This window comes from Gordonia sp. DT219 (assembly GCF_049847065.1).
GTDB lineage: Bacteria > Actinomycetota > Actinomycetes > Mycobacteriales > Mycobacteriaceae > Gordonia.
Genome location: NZ_JBNCNR010000005.1, coordinates 168,303 through 185,557 on the forward strand (window position 1 = coordinate 168,303; position 17,255 = coordinate 185,557).

The 17,255-nt window shown below is 70.1% G+C and carries 14 protein-coding genes; 10 read left to right on the forward strand and 4 right to left on the reverse strand.

Annotation, left to right across the window (positions count from 1 at the left end; genetic code table 11):
* Positions 1 to 109: 109 nt before the first annotated feature.
* From ACPXB3_RS09645 to ACPXB3_RS09680, 8 genes are all read left to right on the forward strand, one after another.
* On the forward strand, positions 110 to 967 hold the full coding sequence (locus ACPXB3_RS09645; protein ID WP_425704214.1) for a hypothetical protein: 858 nt from the start codon (positions 110 to 112) through the stop codon (positions 965 to 967).
* An 11-nt stretch (positions 968 to 978) separates the two neighbouring features.
* Positions 979 to 2,478: a hypothetical protein gene (locus tag ACPXB3_RS09650; protein WP_425727474.1), complete on the forward strand. Its 1,500-nt coding sequence runs from the start codon at positions 979 to 981 to the stop codon at positions 2,476 to 2,478.
* Positions 2,456 to 2,842 carry a DUF6802 family protein gene (locus tag ACPXB3_RS09655; RefSeq protein WP_425727475.1) on the forward strand — a complete coding sequence of 129 codons (387 nt, stop codon included), beginning with the start codon at positions 2,456 to 2,458 and terminating at the stop codon, positions 2,840 to 2,842. The genes ACPXB3_RS09650 and ACPXB3_RS09655 overlap by 23 nt, the downstream gene beginning before the upstream one ends.
* A gap of 103 nt (positions 2,843 to 2,945) precedes the next feature.
* Positions 2,946 to 4,772: a phosphoenolpyruvate carboxykinase (GTP) gene (locus tag ACPXB3_RS09660; protein ID WP_425727476.1), complete on the forward strand. Its 1,827-nt coding sequence runs from the start codon at positions 2,946 to 2,948 to the stop codon at positions 4,770 to 4,772.
* 53 nt (positions 4,773 to 4,825) lie between these two features.
* Positions 4,826 to 5,839 (forward strand): esterase-like activity of phytase family protein, encoded by a 1,014-nt coding sequence (locus ACPXB3_RS09665; RefSeq protein ID WP_425727477.1) that lies wholly within the window; start codon positions 4,826 to 4,828, stop codon positions 5,837 to 5,839.
* Positions 5,840 to 5,921: 82 nt separating this feature from the next.
* Entirely contained in the window at positions 5,922 to 6,725 is an 804-nt protein-coding gene (locus tag ACPXB3_RS09670; RefSeq protein WP_425704219.1) for an ABC transporter ATP-binding protein, read from the forward strand.
* Positions 6,726 to 6,728: 3 nt separating this feature from the next.
* Positions 6,729 to 9,281, forward strand: a complete 2,553-nt coding sequence (locus ACPXB3_RS09675; RefSeq protein ID WP_425704220.1) for an ABC transporter permease — start codon at positions 6,729 to 6,731, stop codon at positions 9,279 to 9,281.
* Between the two features lie 53 nt (positions 9,282 to 9,334).
* Positions 9,335 to 10,024 (forward strand): hypothetical protein, encoded by a 690-nt coding sequence (locus ACPXB3_RS09680; RefSeq protein ID WP_425727478.1) that lies wholly within the window; start codon positions 9,335 to 9,337, stop codon positions 10,022 to 10,024.
* Positions 10,025 to 10,051: 27 nt separating this feature from the next.
* On the opposite strand, the gene ACPXB3_RS09685 is transcribed toward ACPXB3_RS09680, so the two are convergent.
* On the reverse strand, positions 10,052 to 10,801 hold the full coding sequence (locus ACPXB3_RS09685) for a class I SAM-dependent methyltransferase (protein WP_425704255.1): 750 nt from the start codon (positions 10,799 to 10,801) through the stop codon (positions 10,052 to 10,054).
* Positions 10,802 to 10,887: 86 nt separating this feature from the next.
* On the opposite strand from ACPXB3_RS09685, the gene ACPXB3_RS09690 reads away from it, so the two are divergent.
* Complete coding sequence (locus ACPXB3_RS09690; protein ID WP_425727479.1) at positions 10,888 to 12,021, forward strand: glycosyltransferase family 4 protein; 1,134 nt, start codon at positions 10,888 to 10,890, stop codon at positions 12,019 to 12,021.
* Here the strand turns inward: ACPXB3_RS09690 and ACPXB3_RS09695 are convergent.
* Positions 11,990 to 13,729 carry a hypothetical protein gene (locus tag ACPXB3_RS09695; RefSeq protein ID WP_425727480.1) on the reverse strand — a complete coding sequence of 580 codons (1,740 nt, stop codon included), beginning with the start codon at positions 13,727 to 13,729 and terminating at the stop codon, positions 11,990 to 11,992. The genes ACPXB3_RS09690 and ACPXB3_RS09695 overlap by 32 nt on opposite strands.
* A gap of 28 nt (positions 13,730 to 13,757) precedes the next feature.
* The gene (locus tag ACPXB3_RS09700; protein WP_425727497.1) at positions 13,758 to 14,699 is read right to left on the reverse strand and encodes an HpcH/HpaI aldolase/citrate lyase family protein; all 942 of its coding nucleotides are present in this window, start codon (positions 14,697 to 14,699) and stop codon (positions 13,758 to 13,760) included.
* Positions 14,700 to 14,816: 117 nt separating this feature from the next.
* Between ACPXB3_RS09700 and ACPXB3_RS09705 the strand changes: the two genes are divergently transcribed.
* The gene (locus ACPXB3_RS09705; RefSeq protein ID WP_425727481.1) at positions 14,817 to 16,040 is read left to right on the forward strand and encodes a polysaccharide biosynthesis protein; all 1,224 of its coding nucleotides are present in this window, start codon (positions 14,817 to 14,819) and stop codon (positions 16,038 to 16,040) included.
* Here the strand turns inward: ACPXB3_RS09705 and ACPXB3_RS09710 are convergent.
* Positions 15,958 to 17,220, reverse strand: coding sequence for a DUF3068 domain-containing protein (locus ACPXB3_RS09710; protein WP_425727482.1), 1,263 nt, complete (start codon positions 17,218 to 17,220; stop codon positions 15,958 to 15,960). The genes ACPXB3_RS09705 and ACPXB3_RS09710 overlap by 83 nt on opposite strands.
* Positions 17,221 to 17,255 lie beyond the last annotated feature (35 nt).

Consider the following 17,255-nt stretch of genomic DNA (forward strand, 5'->3'; position numbering starts at 1 on the left):
TCGCCTCAAACGGATCATCCCCGACACCCTCTGCCTGTGTATTTACCTGCCACACGTCGGCCTTGTCGGGGTTAGGCTGCGAGACCAGGGGCGATGTGGGGAGACACGAATGACCGAGCGGGGCGGCGAACTGGCGCGGGTGCTCGACGGGGCGCCGTCGACGCCGCGCTCTGCCATGCGGGGCGACGGGCTGCCGGCGTCGGTCCGTGCCGAATTGGCGTCGTCGGCGACACGTTATGCACGGGGTCTGACGGTGGCGGTCTCCGGACGGGCGGGCACCGGGCGCGACACCATGACACGCGCGCTGCGGCAGCGGCTGCGCGTCGGCGCGCTCGGCCCCGGCGAGGACGGCACCGCCGTTGCCGCCGCCGACCTCTGGGTTCACATGATCGTGGCCGCGCCGCGCCGCGCCGATCACGTCATGCTGGCCGCGCTACCGGCCGATCGGACGATCGTCGTGCTCGGTAAGGCCGACACGTTCGCCGATCCGCATATCGCCCTCGAGGCGTCGGCCGCAGCCGCACACGAGCTCGCACGGCCGGTGGTCGCGGTGTCGGCGCTGCTGGCGTGCGCCGACATCACCGAGGTGGAGTGGACATTTCTGGCCGACCTCGCCGCCGCCGGCGAGCACATGCCGTCGATGTCCGGGCAATTCCTCGTCGGGGCCCCGGGCAGCCGGGAGCGTGCCCTGCGGCTCGGTCTCTTGCGACGACTCGACCGGTACGGCGTCGACACCGCACTGGAGTTGCTCGGTGATCGCGCCGTCCCCGACGCCGCCGCGCTCAACGCGGTGATGCATCGCCTCAGTGGCATCGATGCGCTGGTGCCCGCCTTTTCCGACCGCGTCGGAATCGTCCGGGGACGGCGCGAGGCGCTGGTCCGGGAGCGCCTCGATCTGCTCGCCGCCGCGGGTCCCGGGCGTGCCGGGATCGAGCAGTTGCTGCGTGTGGGGGAGGTGACGTGGTGAGTGGTGACGTGGTGAGCACAGCTGTGGACGACGTGTATCTGCGGGTGCGTGCGATCACCGGTTTCGATGCGGCCGCCATTCCGGTTCCGGGTTCCCGGATCGTTGTCGCCGGCGTCGTCGGCGACGCCGTGGACGAGTTGCTGACGGTATGCGCCGACACTGCGCCCGACCTTTCGGTGTCGGGGTTCGGGGGTGCCGGGGCCGGGGGAATGGAAGCCGGGGGAATCGGGGCGGGCGTGATGGTGCTCGATCCGTCGTCGGACATCGATGACGAGGATGTGGCGCTGTTCACGCGGCTACGGACACAGGTCGGCACCGTCGCCCTGGTCTGCGTCGGTATCGACGCGTTCTGGGAGTGGCCGCGCCGATTGCGTGCGGCGCGCGCGGTGCTCGATCCGGCCGAGGACGTGCCGGTGTTCGCGGTGTCGGCGGCGGCCGCGATGGCCGGTGAGCTCGACGAATCCGGTATCGGCGACCTCGTCGGCTGGATGCGTGCTTGCGGCACGGGTCCGGCCGGGCTGCGTGCCGAACGAGCCCGGCTCGGCGCGTGCCTGACCGCGCTGGACCATCTCGCCACACCCGGTCATCCCGCTCCCGATCGGCGCGGCCCCGACGAGTTGATGCGGCGGCGTCGCATCCTGGTCGCCACCCGCGACCGCGGGCGTACCGACCGGCTCGCCGCGGTACGTGCCGGGGTGTCGGGCGTCCGGTCGGCCACGATCGCCGATGTGCAGGCCGGCTTCCGGGCACTGGCCGCGGCCGCGAATCGTCGGTGTGCCGACGCGGGAGGGTCAGAACCCGATGCGCACGGGAGGTGGCTCGAGGCCGAGGTCGGCCGGATCGCCGAACGGGTGGACGCGGTGACCGACGAGCGGCTCGAGGAGGTTGCCGCGACCACGCTGCTGGGGGTCGACATGGCCGAGCCGGCTCCGGTGAGCGTTTCGGCGGATTCGTCCTCGCCCCCGCTGATTCGCCGCGCCACGCCGAGTGGACGGCGCGGCGCCGAGGATGCGCTGCTCGTCTTGTTCGGCGCGTCCACCGGCGTGGGAATCGGTCGACTGGCCGTTGCGCCGATGGCGTCGGTCCATACCCTGCAATGGGTGTCGATGCCGTTGACGCTGCTGGTGGGTGTCGCCGCGGCCATCTGGGTGATCCGGTTGCGGCGTGCGACCGTGCGTCGCGCCGACCTGCGGGCGTACTCCACCGATGTTCTCGCCGAGGCGCGGGGCCGACTCGAGCAGCGTGTCGCCGCCCGCACGGCCGAGGCCCAGTCACGTCTGGCCGGCCAGATCGACCGGCACCATGAACGACGGATGCGGCAGGTCGCCGCCGACGTGGCCGAGATCGACGAGCGGCTACGTCGCCTGCGTTCGCCGCGATCGGCCGGCGGCGCGACCGATCACGAGCGGGTGCAACAGTTGCGGGCGCTCATTTCGGCGAGTCTGCACGAGAACGTCGGCCGAGTGCAGGAACGAGGGGAGGTCCGTGATGGATCCGTTTGTGCTGGGTGAGGGCGAGGACGGCGAGCCGGCGATGGAGGAGGCCGCGCATCTCGTCGGCCTGCCGGAGACGGCCCTGCCGGACATGAGCCTGCCGGGCGAGGACGAGGTCCCCGGTTCCGACGACCACCTGTGGATGTACGACGACGGCCGGATCTGGGATCTGGGCCCCGCCGACGTCGACTCCGATGCCGACGGCATTCCCGACTCGTTGACGCGGACCGGACCCGACGGGATGACCGTCTACACCGACCGCGACCACGACGGGCGCGTCGACACGGTGACCCGCATCGGCGCCGACGGCAGCTACGACGCGCATCGGCTCGACGCCGATACCGGCAACTGGGTACCCACCGATTCGGGCCGCCTCGACTGACGAGGCAACCCCCGGACCTAGCGGACGTTCGGTGGCCGTATCCTGGGGCCAAGCCGTCGTACCCCCGGTCACCGTCGGTGGTGGCCAACTCCGAGGAGGAGATATGACCTCAACAACGATTCCCGGACTGGACCCGAGCAGCGCGCCCACCACACACGCGGAGTTGTTGGCGTGGGTGGCGCAGGTCGCCGAGCTGACCCAGCCCGACCGGGTCGTGTGGTCCGACGGCAGTGATGAGGAATGGGACCGTCTGACGGCCGACCTCGTGGCGGCCGGGACGATGGTCAAACTCAACGAGGAGCGCAAGCCCAACTCCTACCTGGCCGCCTCCGATCCCGCCGACGTCGCCCGCGTGGAGTCGCGCACCTTCATCTGCGCCAAGAACCGCGAGGACGCCGGTCCCACCAACAATTGGGTCGAACCGGGCGAGATGCGCCGCACCATGACCGAGCTGTACCGCGGCAGCATGCGCGGCCGCACCATGTTCGTCATCCCGTTCTGCATGGGCCCGCTCGGCTCCGACGATCCCAAGCTCGGCGTGGAGTTGACCGACTCGGAGTACGTCGTGCTGTCGATGCGCATCATGACCCGCGTCGGCCCGCAGGTGCTCGAGACGCTCGGTGACGACGGCTTCTTCGTGAAGGGGCTGCACTCGGTCGGCGCCCCGCTGGAGCCCGGACAGGCCGACGTGCCGTGGCCCTGCAACCCCGACAAATACATCACCCACTTCCCCGAAGACCGCGAGATCTGGTCTTACGGTTCGGGTTACGGCGGCAACGCGCTGCTCGGCAAGAAGTGCTACGCGCTGCGGATCGCATCGGTGATCGCCCGTGACGAGGGCTGGCTCGCCGAGCACATGCTGATCCTGAAACTGACCAGCCCGCAGAACAAGGTGTACTTCGTCGCCGCCGCGTTCCCGAGTGCCTGCGGCAAGACCAACCTCGCCATGCTGCAGCCCACCATCCCGGGCTGGAAGGCCGAGACCGTCGGCGACGACATCGCCTGGATGCGATTCGGCGACGACGGCCGCCTCTGCGCGATCAACCCGGAGTTCGGCTTCTTCGGTGTCGCCCCGGGCACCAGCAACGACTCCAATCCGAACGCGATGAAGACCATCGAGGCCGGAAACACGCTCTACACCAACGTCGCCCTGACCGACGACGGGGACGTCTGGTGGGAGGGCATCGGCGGCGAGACCCCGGCGCATCTCACCGACTGGCTGGGCAAGAGCTGGACCCCGGAGTCCGATCATCCCGCCGCCCACCCGAATTCGCGATACTGCACCCCGATTTCGCAGTGCCCGTCACTGGCGGCGGAATGGGACGACCCGAACGGTGTGCCGATTTCGGCGATCCTGTTCGGTGGTCGCCGTAAGACCACGGTGCCGCTGGTGACCGAGGCGCGCGATTGGCAGAACGGTGTCTTCATGGGCGCCACCGTCGGCTCCGAGCAGACCGCCGCCGCGGAGGGCAAGGTCGGCACCGTCCGCCGCGATCCGATGGCGATGCTGCCGTTCATGGGTTACCACGTCGGCGACTACTTCGCGCACTGGATCAATCTCGGTAAGAACGCCGACGCGTCCAAACTGCCGAAGGTGTTCTACGTCAACTGGTTCCGCCGCGGTGACGACGGCCGGTTCCTGTGGCCCGGTTTCGGCGAGAACAGCCGCGTCCTCAAGTGGATCATCGGCCGCATCGAGGGCGAGAACGAGGGCGTGAACACCCCGATCGGCATCGTCGCCAAGCCCGATGAGATCGATATCAGCGGGCTCGATCTCCCGGCCGAAGATCTCGCTGCCGCACTGGATTTCGACGAGGACGAGTGGCGGCGGGAACTGCCGCTGATCGAGGAGCTCTTCGAGTTCGTCGGAGAGAAGTTGCCGACCAGCCTGGCCGATGAGCTCGCGCAGCTCAAGCAGCGCCTGGCCTGATCATCGAGCGCCGCCCCGAGATGGGCGGCGTCACTGAGGTAGTGTTGCCCCCTATGAGACTTCGCTCATGGGGGGCAACGCTCGTTTCGGTGGGCGTCGTCATGACAGCTCTGGGCACCGGCGTGGCGGCCGGCGCACCGAGTGCACCGGCGGTGACCTCTCGGTATGTCGATACCGAGAACATGCCCGCCATACCGTCTTTCGGTGCCATATCGGGTATCGACCGGATCGGCAACGGTGACTACGCGATGATCTCCACCGATGTGGGCCGGGCCGGGCCGGCGCGGTTCTATACCGCCCACATCGACTACTCGGCCCGTCTCGGGCAGCTCGGCGCCCCGCGCCTGACCGGCGGCGGAACGGTACTCAGCCCGCTCGATCTCCCGCTGCTGCCGGGCGACGCACAGTTCGAGGGCATCCGCTCGATGTCCGGCGGATATGTGGTGGCCAGCGGCGGTGCACATCAGTTCGTCCGGGAGATCGGCCCGGTCGGTACGTTCGTCCGGGATCTGGGTCTGCCGGCCGCGTGGCGGCCGACCCGTACCGGGGGAGTCAACGGGCAGAAGGGCATCACCGGTGTCGCCGTCGGACCGCGGGGAGCGATCAGCGTTCTCACCGCCGGCGGATTGCGTCAGGATCCGGGTAATGCGGCGCGGCTGCTGACCTTCGGCCCCGGCCGGGCGCAGAGCGAGTTCGTCTACCGCACCGACCCCGACAAGGTCGCCGCCGATGTCCTCGCCGTCAACGACACCGACTTCCTCGTTCTCGAACGCGGACGGGGCCGGGTGACCAGCATCTACTGGACCACCACCCGCGGCGCCGACGCGGTCACCGGGAAGGCCGAGCTCGCCGGTGACGAGCGGGCGATGGGCAAGACGCAGATCTTCTCGGCCGACCCGCTGCCGCATCTGGCGACCGGTAACATGTCCGGAATGGCTTGGGGCGATTGGCTTCCCGACGTTCGCGGACAGAACTATCGGGCGCGCACGCTCTACGTCGTCACCAACGACATGTTCGCCGGGCCGACCCGCGTGCATGCCCTCGAGGTCCGGTTTCCGCGGCGCTGAGGTTTCGCCGGCCGGACCGGGGGCTCGACCTCAGGGAAATCCCCGATGGCCAATCGGGCGCCGACCTGGCAGCGTGGTGCGCATGACATCAGCGGGCGTAGACATGATGAAGCCGGACGGGGCTGCCGTTGCGGCCGGTTCGCGGGATCTGACGAAGACCTATGGCATCGGCGACACCGTGGTCCACGCGCTGCGCGGCGTGACGATCGAGTTCGCGGCCGGCGAGTTCACCGCGATCATGGGACCGTCCGGTTCGGGGAAGTCGACGCTGATGCACTGCCTCGCCGGACTCGACGAGGCCACCGGCGGCCGGGCCTACATCGGTGACGTCGACCTGACCGGTCTCTCCGACAAGGAGATGACGACCCTGCGCCGCGACCGGATCGGCTTCGTGTTCCAGTCGTTCAACCTGGTGCCCACACTCACTGCGGCCGAGAACATCACGCTGCCCCTCGACATCGCCGGGCGGCCGGTCGACAAAGAGTGGTTCGACACCGTGATCGGCCGACTCGGCATCGGTGACCGGCTCACCCATCTGCCCACCGAACTTTCCGGTGGCCAGCAGCAGCGCGTCGCGTGTGCGCGCGCACTCGTCGGCCGCCCCGACATCATCTTCGGCGACGAACCGACGGGCAACCTCGATTCCCGGTCGTCCGGCGAGGTTCTCGACATCCTGCGTGCGGCCACCGACGAGTTCGGCCAGACGGTCGTGATCGTCACCCACGATCCGCGGGCCGCGTCGTATGCCGACCGCGTGGTCTTCCTCGCCGACGGCAACGTCGTGCGCGAGCTCGCCCGGCCGAGCGCCGACGATGTGTTCGAGGTCATGCGCCACCTCGACGACAAGCCGGCCGACCAGCCGCACGGCCGGCACGAGGTCAGCTGACCCATGGCCGCCTCATCGGCGTTGCGCAAGGTCTCGCTGCGAAATCTGCGGGCGCACAAGCTCCGGCTCTTTCTCACGGTTTTCTCCATCGTGCTCGGCACGTCGTTCGTCGCCGGATCGATGGTGTTCACCGCCACCATCTCCAACGCCTTCAACTCGATCTTCGACAACACGATTCCCGGTGTCGCGGTACAGCTCACGCCGGAGCGCTCGACGTCGGACGGGGTGCCCGAGCAGGTCGTGGCGCAACTACAGGACCGCCGGCAGCAACTGGGGATCGCCAAGATCGTCACCAATCAGAGTGGCCTGGTGACCCTCGCGGCCGCCGACGGCAAGGCCCTGCAGACCGGCGGCGCGCCCAGCATCGGCACCGCCTACACCCCGCCCGAGCAGGCGATCTCGCCGGACAGACTGAAGCCCGGTGGTCGGGCACCGAACGGCCAGAACGAGATAGTCCTCAACTCCTCGGCCGCGGCGAAGGCCGGGCTGAAGGTCGGCTCCAAGACGAAAGTCGTGATCGGACAGGGCAGTACCCATCCGCTGGAGGTGACGGTGGTCGGCCTGGTCGATCTGCCCGCCGCCACCGGCGGCTACGTCAACGTGCAGTTCGATCAGGCCACCGCGTCGGATTTCTTCTCCGACGGTTCCCATGTGGCACTCATCGACATGTCCGCGGTGCCCGGGGTTTCCGATGAGGAACTCGCTGCGCGGGTCTCGGCGGCCCTGCCCGCGGACCAGTACAAGGTCCGCACGGCCGCGCAGGTCCGTCAGGAGCAGAAGGATCAGGTCAACCAATTCCTGACGATCTTCACCGGAATCCTGTTGGCGTTCGCGGCGATCGGGCTCGTCGTGGGCACCTTCATCATCTACAACACGTTCTCGATGATTGTCGCCCAACGCAATCGCGAACTGGCGCTGCTGCGTGCGATCGGGGCCAGCCGGCGCCAGGTGTCGCGGTCGGTCCTCTTCGAGGCGTTCGTGGTCGGCATCATCGGCGGTGTCATCGGCCTCGGCGTCGGTGTCGGTCTGGCCGCGGGACTGAAGGCGGCGATCGGTTCGTCCTCGGGCCTGCCCGACGGCTCACTGCAGGTGGGTCTGCCGGCGATCCTCGCGGCACTGCTGGTCGGCGTCGTCGTCACCATGATCAGTGCGGGGGTGCCGGCGGCCCGCGCCTCCCGCGTCCCCCCGGTGGAGGCCATGCGCGCCGGTGTCACCGAAGGTGCTGCGCCGCTGCGCAATCGAACATTCGTGGGAATCGTGTTCCTGCTGATCGCGATCGGCACCATCGCCTGGGGCGCGATGGGCGAGGGTCTACTGCGCGCGGTCGTGGTGGGCGTGGGGGCGGGCGCGGCGATCGTCGCCTCCGTGCTCGCCGGGCCGGCGCTCTCGCGGCCCATCGTCGGCGGAGTCGGCCGGGTCTTGGGGGCACCGTTCGGCACGGTCGGGCGACTCGCCCGGACCAATGCCGTGCGCAATCCGCGGCGCACCGCGGCAACAGCATTCGCATTGACGCTCGGCCTGATGCTGGTCGCGATCATCGGCACACTGGGCGCCTCGTTCAAGGGCACCGTCGATGACGCGGTCGACAGCGGCATCCGCGCCGACTACATCGTCGCAGGCAGCAATGGTCAGCCGGTGCCGGCATCGGTGGCCGCCGCGGTCAAGACGGTGCCGGGAATCTCTGACACCGTGTCGTTCGGCATCGTGCAGACCCGCATCGACGGGCAAGCGCGCACCGGTTTCGCCGCTCTCGGTGGCGATCTCAACGGTGTGGCGGCGGTGACGATGCGGGACGGCGCCTCGGATCAATTGCCCCCCGACGGGATGTTCATCAGCGCCCGGACCGCCGATCAGATGGGGTGGAAACGCGGCCAGACCCTCCCGTTCACGTCGCCGGACGGCACCGTCGTGCCCGTCACCATCGCCGGGGTGTACGAGGACAACGAGGCGTTGGAGCCGTGGCTGGTCGGTCCGCAGGTCTACGAGAAGGTGATGCCGGCCTCGAGCCGGGTCACGTTCGGTCTTTTCGTCAAGGCGGCGCCGGGGACCGACCTCGGCACCCTGCGTACCGGGCTGGAGAAGGCGACCGATCAGTATCTGACCGTGCAGGTCGAGACCCGCGAGCAGTTCAAGAGCAGTATCTCCGAGCAGATCGACCAGATGCTCGCGGTGCTCTACGGCATGCTCGGTCTCGCACTGCTGATCGCGGTGCTCGGCATCATCAACACGCTCGCCCTGTCGGTGGTGGAACGTAAACGCGAGATCGGCATGCTGCGCGCCATCGGCACGTTGCGCGCCCAGATCCGGCGCACCGTCTACCTCGAGTCGGTGCTGATCGCGATCTACGGTGCCGTCCTCGGGGTGGTGCTGGGCGCAGTGATCGGGTGGGCGCTGGTACGGACCCTGGCCCGCTGGGGCCTCGGCGATCCCGTCCTGCCGTGGAGTCTGATGGGATGGACCATCCTGGCGGCGGCCGTGGTGGGTGTGCTGGCCGCGCTGTGGCCGGCGGTGCGGGCGGCACGCACCAAACCGCTTGAGGCGATCGCAGAGGGATGATCGCAGAGGGATGATCGCAGAGGGATGACGACCGCGTTTGGCACAATCGGCCCATGACCCAGCCACCGGGAGATCCGTACGATCCGAATCAGCCCCCGCCGCATACGCGGGCGTTCGACCCTGAGCAGAACCCGGCGCAATATCCGGGATCCGGCCAGTACCCGACCGGCCAGTATCCCGAGTCGGGCCAGTACCCGGAGTCGGGCCAGTACCCGGAGTCGGGCCAGTACGTGCCGCCCGGCGACCCCGGTTCCGGTGGCGGCGGGCATCGCACGCTGTATCTGGTGCTCGCGACGATCCTCGCGCTGGTGCTGGTCGTGGTGGCCGCGGTCCTGATCGTCCGGAACACCGGAGGCGGCGGCGACAACACGACGGCTGCACCGAGTGTCACCACCACGGTGTCGACGACGCGCTCGAGCGCGCCGACGACCACCAGCACCACCGAGACGACGACCCGGGAGACGACGACGTCACGGGCGCCGTCCGGCTCGGTCGTCTACCAGTTGACCGGCGGCGGGACGGTGGCCGGACTGCGATACCGCAAGGGCGCCAACTTCGTCCTCGATCCCGTCACATCCGCGCCATGGTCGATCACCACCACCGTCACCGGCCCCACCGCCGAACTCACCGCGATCGTCGTCAGCGGTCCGGTGACCTGCACCATCATGCATGGGGGGCAGCAACTGTCGTCGACGACCAGCAATGGCGGCCTGCTGCGGTGCGCCGCCGACCTGCCGAACTGAGCCGGCCGGTCAGGTCTTCCACAGCGCCTACTTCTTCCGTAACACCACGACCAGATTGGTGGCGAGTACCTCGCGCAGGACCGGGACGCGCAGTACCCACCACATCCACGACGGCAGATACCGGGGAAAGGCGGCAAGCAGCTCGGTGGCGCCGGAGCGGGAGTGGGCCCACCGCAGGCCCTGTGTGGCGGTGACGGCGAAAAGGGAAGTGCCGTAAAGGTTCTTCGGGGGAGACCCGTGCCGGCGGGTGTACCAGCGGGCCGCGCGGCGGCCGCCGGCGTAGTGCGTCAGTCCCATCTCGTGGCCGCCGAACGGACCCCACCACAACGTGTAGCTGACGACGACGAGCCCGCCCGCGCGCGTGACCCGAACCATCTCGTCGCACATCTGCCACGGCCGGCCGGTGTGTTCGACGACGTTGGACGAGAGCGTCACGTCCATCGAGTCGTCGGCGAAGGGCAGGTGCTGGCCCGAGGCACGCACCGTGCCGCGATGTTCGAGACCGCCGGCGTGCATCTCCGTCGGATCGGGTTCGACGGCGAGGTAGTGGGCGCCCAGCTCACCGAACGCATCGGCGAAGTAGCCCGGACCGCCACCGACGTCGAGGACCACGGCACCCCCGAGTCCGTCGTGGTTGAGAGCGCCGTGGGTGAGGGCGTCGACCATCGCCGCGGTGTCGCGCGCCAATGCGCCGTAGAAGCGCGCCGGATCGGATTGCTCGAAGCGGAAGTCGGAGAGCAGCCCGGCCGCCCGGGCGAAGGTCGCGTGGGCCCGCATCGTCGCAGTCGGTGCGGGCACGCGGGTTCGGGGCACGGGCGAGATGCTACCGACCGCATCCACCCGCTCGGTACGCTGGTGAGGCGATGACACCTCCCACCCACGTCCTGCTGCTCTGCTGGCGCGATACCGGCCACCCGCAGGGCGGCGGCAGCGAGACCTACCTGGAGCGGGTCGGCGCCGAGATGGTGGCGCGCGGGATCGAGGTGACCTATCTGACGGCGGCATACCCGGACGCCGCGCGGCAGGAGCGACGCGACGGAATCCGGTTCGTCCGGGTCGGCGGGCGTATCACCGTCTACCCGCGGGCGCTGGCCCTGCTTGTCGCCGGACGATTGGGCCGCGGCCCGCTGGCCGGGCGGGCACCGGATGCGATCGTCGACACCCAGAACGGCGTGCCCTTCTTTGCCACGCTCACGCGGGTGGCGCCCACCGTCGTGCTCGTACATCACTGCCATCGGGAACAGTGGCCGGTCGCCGGCCGGGCACTGGGCCGGCTCGGATGGTTCATCGAGTCCCGAATCTCCCCGTGGATTCATCGGCGCTCGCGCTATGTCACGGTGTCGGCGCCCTCGCGCCGGGAGCTGGCGCAGTTGGGTGTCGACGAGACCCGTATCGACGTCATCCGCAACGGCCTCGACCCGGTCCCGGCGCAGGTGCGCACATCTGCGGCGGCGACCCCGCCGCGCCTCTGTGTGCTGTCGCGTCTGGTGCCACACAAGCAGGTGGAGCACGCGTTGACGGTGGTCGCCGACCTGCGGCGCACCGGGGTCGACGTCGCGCTCGACGTCATCGGCGACGGCTGGTGGTCCGACGAACTACGCACTGCTGCAACAGAACGCGGTGTCGACGAGGCGGTGACATTTCACGGGCACGTCGACGAGGTGACCAAACACGAGATCCTCGCTCGCGCTCGCGTCCATCTCATGCCATCGCGCAAAGAGGGCTGGGGTCTGGCGGTGATGGAGGCCGCTCAGCACGGTGTCCCGACCATCGGCTACCGGAGTTCGGCGGGACTCGCGGAGTCGATCGACGACGGGCAAACGGGTCTGCTCGTCGACAGTATCGACGAATTCACCAGTGCGGCACGTAAACTCGTCGAGGATTCGGACGAGTCCCGGCGGCTCGGGGAGGCGGCGCAAGCGAAATCGCGCCACTATTCGTGGTCGGTGACCGGCGCCCAGATGCTCAACGTGCTCGGCGCCGTGTCGCGCCGATGAGCCCGCGCCGCGCGGCGGCGGTGCCCGCGGCGAGCCCACCGGCGACGATCAGCGCCGCCCACACCAGGTGCGCCGTCCACGCCGATACGCGGGCCGCCGCCGTCGCGCCGGCGGCCGCGGGGCCCTCGACGCGTAACAGTTCCAGGTCGGCACCGGCGAAGACCGGCGTGAGGCCGGCCGGGCGGGCCGGAAGATCCACCCCACCGCGGACGTCACGTTCGACGAGCACCCACCCGACCCCGAGCGCAGCCAGCGTGGCCGGGTCGGCGCCGTCGTGCAGCGCCCGATCCACCTCGGCGGCACCGGGTTCGGCCCGGTCCACCACCACTCCGTCGACGCGCAATTCGCCGGACTCGATGACGGGCGCACGCAGCATCCGGGGCGCCGGGTCCAGTGATACGCCGTCGGCGAAGGTGTAGTCGCGGACCGTACCGGGCGGCCACAGGGCGACCGCGCCGGAATCGGCGGGCACGATCGCCGCGACCCGAGCCCAGTCGGCGGGATAGTGCACCGGCGTGATCCGGCCGCCGACACCCCATCCCAGATCCGGCAGCGGCGCCACCACCAGCAGCGCCACCGCCGCCAGCGCGAACCCGGACGGAACATGGCGGCGTAGCGCCATCACCGCGCCGGCGGTGGCGACCGCGATGAACGGCATCGTCAATGCCAGGAACTTCTGCGTGTCACGTACGAGGCCGGCGCTCGGTACGGCGTCGACCAGCATGCCCAGCGCGCTGCGTCCCGGACCCGACGCCGTCGCCGCCACCACGACCACCGCGACCACCGCCAGGGCGGCCGAGGCGCGGATCAGCGGACGTCGGTGGCTGTCGATCCGGCTGCGCCACAACGTCACCGACCCGGCCACCACCACCAGGAGCAGACACAGCGTCGCCACCGCCGCCCACCAGATCGTGCGGCTCGCGGGTACGGCATCGGAATTCCAGATGCCACCAAGGCCGAGTGCGGTGCCCCAGGAGCCCAGGCCGGGTTCGGGGCGTAACCCGAAGGCGGCCACCCCGGCCCGTCCGTCCGATCCCGCCGATCCGCCGCCGATGGCGGCGGCCACCAACCACGGCAGCGCCGAACACACCCACAACGCAACGACCGCCGCCGAAAGCCGCAGCCGGTGCCCCGTCTCCGACGCGGCGACCGCCACCACGCCCGTCACCAGCGCAAGCACCGAGCCGGTCGGGGTCAGTCCGGCGGCCGCAAGTAGCGCACCCAACTGCAACCAGCGCACCAACGAAAGAGGTTGTGCCACCAGGTCGGCGGCGGCAACGACGATCCATCCCAGCGCCGCGAACCCGACCAGCAATCCCCAATGGCCCTGCAACAGGCGTTCGGCGACAAAGGGATTCCACACCGACACTACGGCCGCGGCCACCGCACCCGTGCGACCCGCACCCGGGACCAGACGAGCCGCCAACCGGCCGTAGCCGACCGCCGCGCACGCCAGGGCCGCGGTGAGCACCACGGCAACGACGATCCCGCCGTCGACGACGGTGCTCGTCACCGCGACGAACCAGTCCTGCGGCGCCGCGCGCGGTGCGAGAGGTCCGATGCCGAGCGCCGCGTCGGTCACGAAGGACCGCGGCGTCGACACCGCGTCCCGGTAGAGCAGGTGGCCACCGTAGAGCGGTGCCAGGATCACCGCGGCCAGCACCGCGCCGACCCCGTAGAGGATCGGCAGGAGCCGCGGAGTCGTCACGGGCGCAGAATCATCGGGCCGCAGCAGCTCAGTAATGGTAGGTGTCCGACGGCGCCGACGCATGCCCCGGATCGACCTCGTAGTCGGCCTCGGTCACCGCATAGGCACGCGCCAGGTCGAGGATCTTCGTGGCGCGGGCGATGCGCGGCAGATCCGACCCGTTGCGGATCTCGCCGCCGGCCTTCTCGAACTCGGCGAAGAACTCACGCGCCCAGCTGATGTCGTCGGGAGAGGGTGACAGGCCCTCGTTGACCGGCGCGCACTGGTCGGGGGTCAGGCAGATCTTGCCGGTCATCCCGAACTCGACGCTGACCGCTGTTGCCTCCGAGAGCTTCAGTGCGCCCGACCCCACCGTGGGCCCGTCGATCGCGCTGGGCAGGTGTGCGGCCTTGGCCGCGATGGTGAAACGCGACCGCGCATAGGCGAGCGTGGTGGGATTGTCGCCGAAGCCGGTGTCCCGCCGGAAGTCGCCGATACCGAAGGCGAGCCGGAAAGTGCCCTTCGCCCCGGCGATCTCACTGATGCGCTCCAGCCCGCGGGCGGTCTCCACCAGGGCGACGATCGGCACATCGGGCAGCCGGTTGGCGGTTTCGGTGACGTGGTCGACCGATTCCACCATCGCCAGCATCACCCCGCCGACCGACGTCGTCGTCAGGGCATCGAGGTCATCGGCCCACCATGGCGTCCCGAAACCGTTGACACGCACCCAATCTCCGGCACCGCCGGGATGATCTTCGGATTCCTCGGCCAGCCAGCGGATCACGTTGTCGCGCGCGGAGACCTTGTCCTTGGGGGCGACCGCATCCTCGATGTCGAGGACGACGACGTCGGCGCGCGAGCGGGCAGCCGGCGCGAACCGCTCGTACTGGGTGCCGTTGACCAGCAGCCAGCTCCGGGCGAGTACCGGGTCGATACGCGAACCGATGTCGCTCGTCTCGGAGTCGACGGTGGTGTTCTGCTGGTCGTACATCCTGGCCTTCTCGAGTGGTGATCGCCGGTGAACGGTCTCCATGGTTTCACATCCGCAAGCCGCGGTGAGCGTTGCGCCGAGAGCCCGGCGCGGAACCCGTGCGGCACACTTGACGCCATGGCGAGGGCGGTCCGGGTGCGCGGCGTGGTGGGTGCGCTCGGGTGGGTCGCCGTCGGCTCGATGGTGGCGAACGTCGCGGCCTATGTCGTGTATGTCGGGGCCGGCCGGTGGTTGCTGCCCAGCGACTACGGGCAGTTCGCACGGCTGCTGTCGGCGATGCTCGTGCTCGGCGTGCCCGCGCTGGCCCTGCAATCGGTGATCGCACGGGAGGTCGTGCGACGCCGCGGTGGCCGGCTGTTCCGGGTCACCGCGACGACGACCGCGGCCGTCGTCGTGATCGCGATCGCCGCCGCACCGGTCGTCGTGGCGGTCGCCCGCACCGGGACCGCGGCCACCGCCGTGGCGCTCGGTGCTGCGCCCGTGCTCGTCGTGATCGCCGCTGGTCAGGGGGTGCTGCAGGGGCGCGGCGAATTCCGTGCGCTCGGCTGGGTCCTCGCCGTGGTCGGGCTCCTGCGCTCGGTGCCGATGCTGGTCGCGTTCGCCGTCGGCGCGGGCCCGGCGGCGGGTCTGCTGGCCGGCACGATCGGTGCCGCCGTGGCCGCAGTCGTCGTGTGGTCGGCGGTGGGCACCGTCGTGCGGGCCGAGCACCGGACCGTCGGGCCGGACGACGCCGGCGTGAGTGCCGTCGGCGTCCTGCGGGCATCGCAGGTCCAGCTGGTGGCGATCGTCGCGGTCTCGATCGACCTGTTGTTGTCCGGGACGGCGCTCGGTGCCACCGATGCCGGTGTCTACGCCCTCGGCGCGGTCGCGACGAAGGCCGCGTTCTGGCTGCCGCAGGCGATCGGCGTCGTGTTCTATCCGCGGCTGGCCGACCCGGCGTCGTCCCGCACGGCGCTGCGGCAGGCGGTGACGGTGGTCGCGGCGATCGGCGCGGTCCTCACCCTGGGTGCGGCGCTCCTCGGGCCGTTGGTGCCGATCGTCGTCGGCGCGGCATACCGGCCGCTCGTGCCGATCCTGTGGCTGTTCGCCTACACCGGCTCGGCGATGGCGGTGCTGCAGGTGCTGCTGTTGTCGGCGATCGCGGCCGATCGCACCCGTGCCTCGGCGGTGACGTGGTTGGTCCTCGCCGTCGAGGTGGTGGTGATCGTCGCGTTCGTCGACTCGGTGACCGCGCTGGCGGCGACCGCCGCGATCGCCGTCACCGTGGCGGCGGCGTCGACCGGCGTCGTCGTTGTCCGGTCCATGCGCGCATCGCCTCACGCCACCCCGGCACGGTCATGACGAGTCCGCCCGCCACCGCGGCGACTCCCAGGATTCCCGCGACGATCGGCACGACCCGGCCCCAGACCACAATCGGGGTGGCGAGGCTGCCGGCCAGATCCGACAGCCGGTCGCGGGTGGCGTCGTCGTAGGCGAACGTGGCGCGCAGGTTCACCAGGCTGTAGTGGGCGAGTGCAGGATCGGTGAGTGTCGGGTCGGCGATGCGGTAGGCCTCCTCGACGGTGACGCGCTCGTCGAGGATGGTGCCGGTGGTGGTGTCGACGGCGAGTTCCCATCTCGAGGACTGATGCAGCGTCGCGGTGAGTTCACGCGCGGGGTCGCCGCCGACGCCGAACCACGACGCGGGGCGGGTGATCCGGGTCGGCGGGACACCGTCGGCGACACCCGATCGGGTTGCGTCGAGGTCGGTGTCGGCGACGTCGGCGACGAATTGCTCCGCGCTGCGACCGTCGACCTGGGTCTCGCCCCGGTGGACCAGTGGCACCGACTTCCGGGTCGTCGGATCGAAGAAGGTGTGGTCGTCGCCGGACACGCCGAAGGGCAGGACGTAGGTGTATCCGGTGCGGTCCGGGGCCGGCACCGGTACCGCATTGCTGTCGTACTGGATCTCCGAATTGCCGCGCACCCCACTGGGGTTCGCGCCCAGGTCGGGTAGGGCACTGCGGCGGTCGAGGGTCACGCGGTCCTTGGATGCCGACAGCGTCGGATCGGTACACGGCGTCTTGCCCGGCGCCGGGGCGGTCTGCGAACCGGGACGTGGGGCATCGGTGTCGGCGGTCCGGCCGTCGAGCCGGATCCGTTCGGCCTGCACCGATGTGCCGGCCTGCAGGGTGATGACCCGTTTGTCGGCGGGCCGCACCGCGACGACGCGCTGCTGGCGGACCAGCGCGGCACCCACGGTGCGGGCGGTGGGGGTGTTGAGCGAGCACCGGTCGAGGATCGTCGCCGATGCACCGGGTGCCGACCCGGCCGGTGTCGCGGTGGCCGGGACGCTGGTCGCGACGGTGGTGACGTCGGTGGACAGCGGGATGAGCTTCAGTTGCGGAACGAGCAGGGTGGGCAGCGCCAGCGCGGCGGCCAGCAGAAATCCGCCGACGAAGATCATCGTGGGTCCGAGCAGGTCACGCGTGGACCATCGGCTCGGGCGGGGGCGGCTGTCGGCGGCGCCGGGCTCGGGCATACGGGCGAGCGTACGCGGCGGCATTCCGGCTCCGG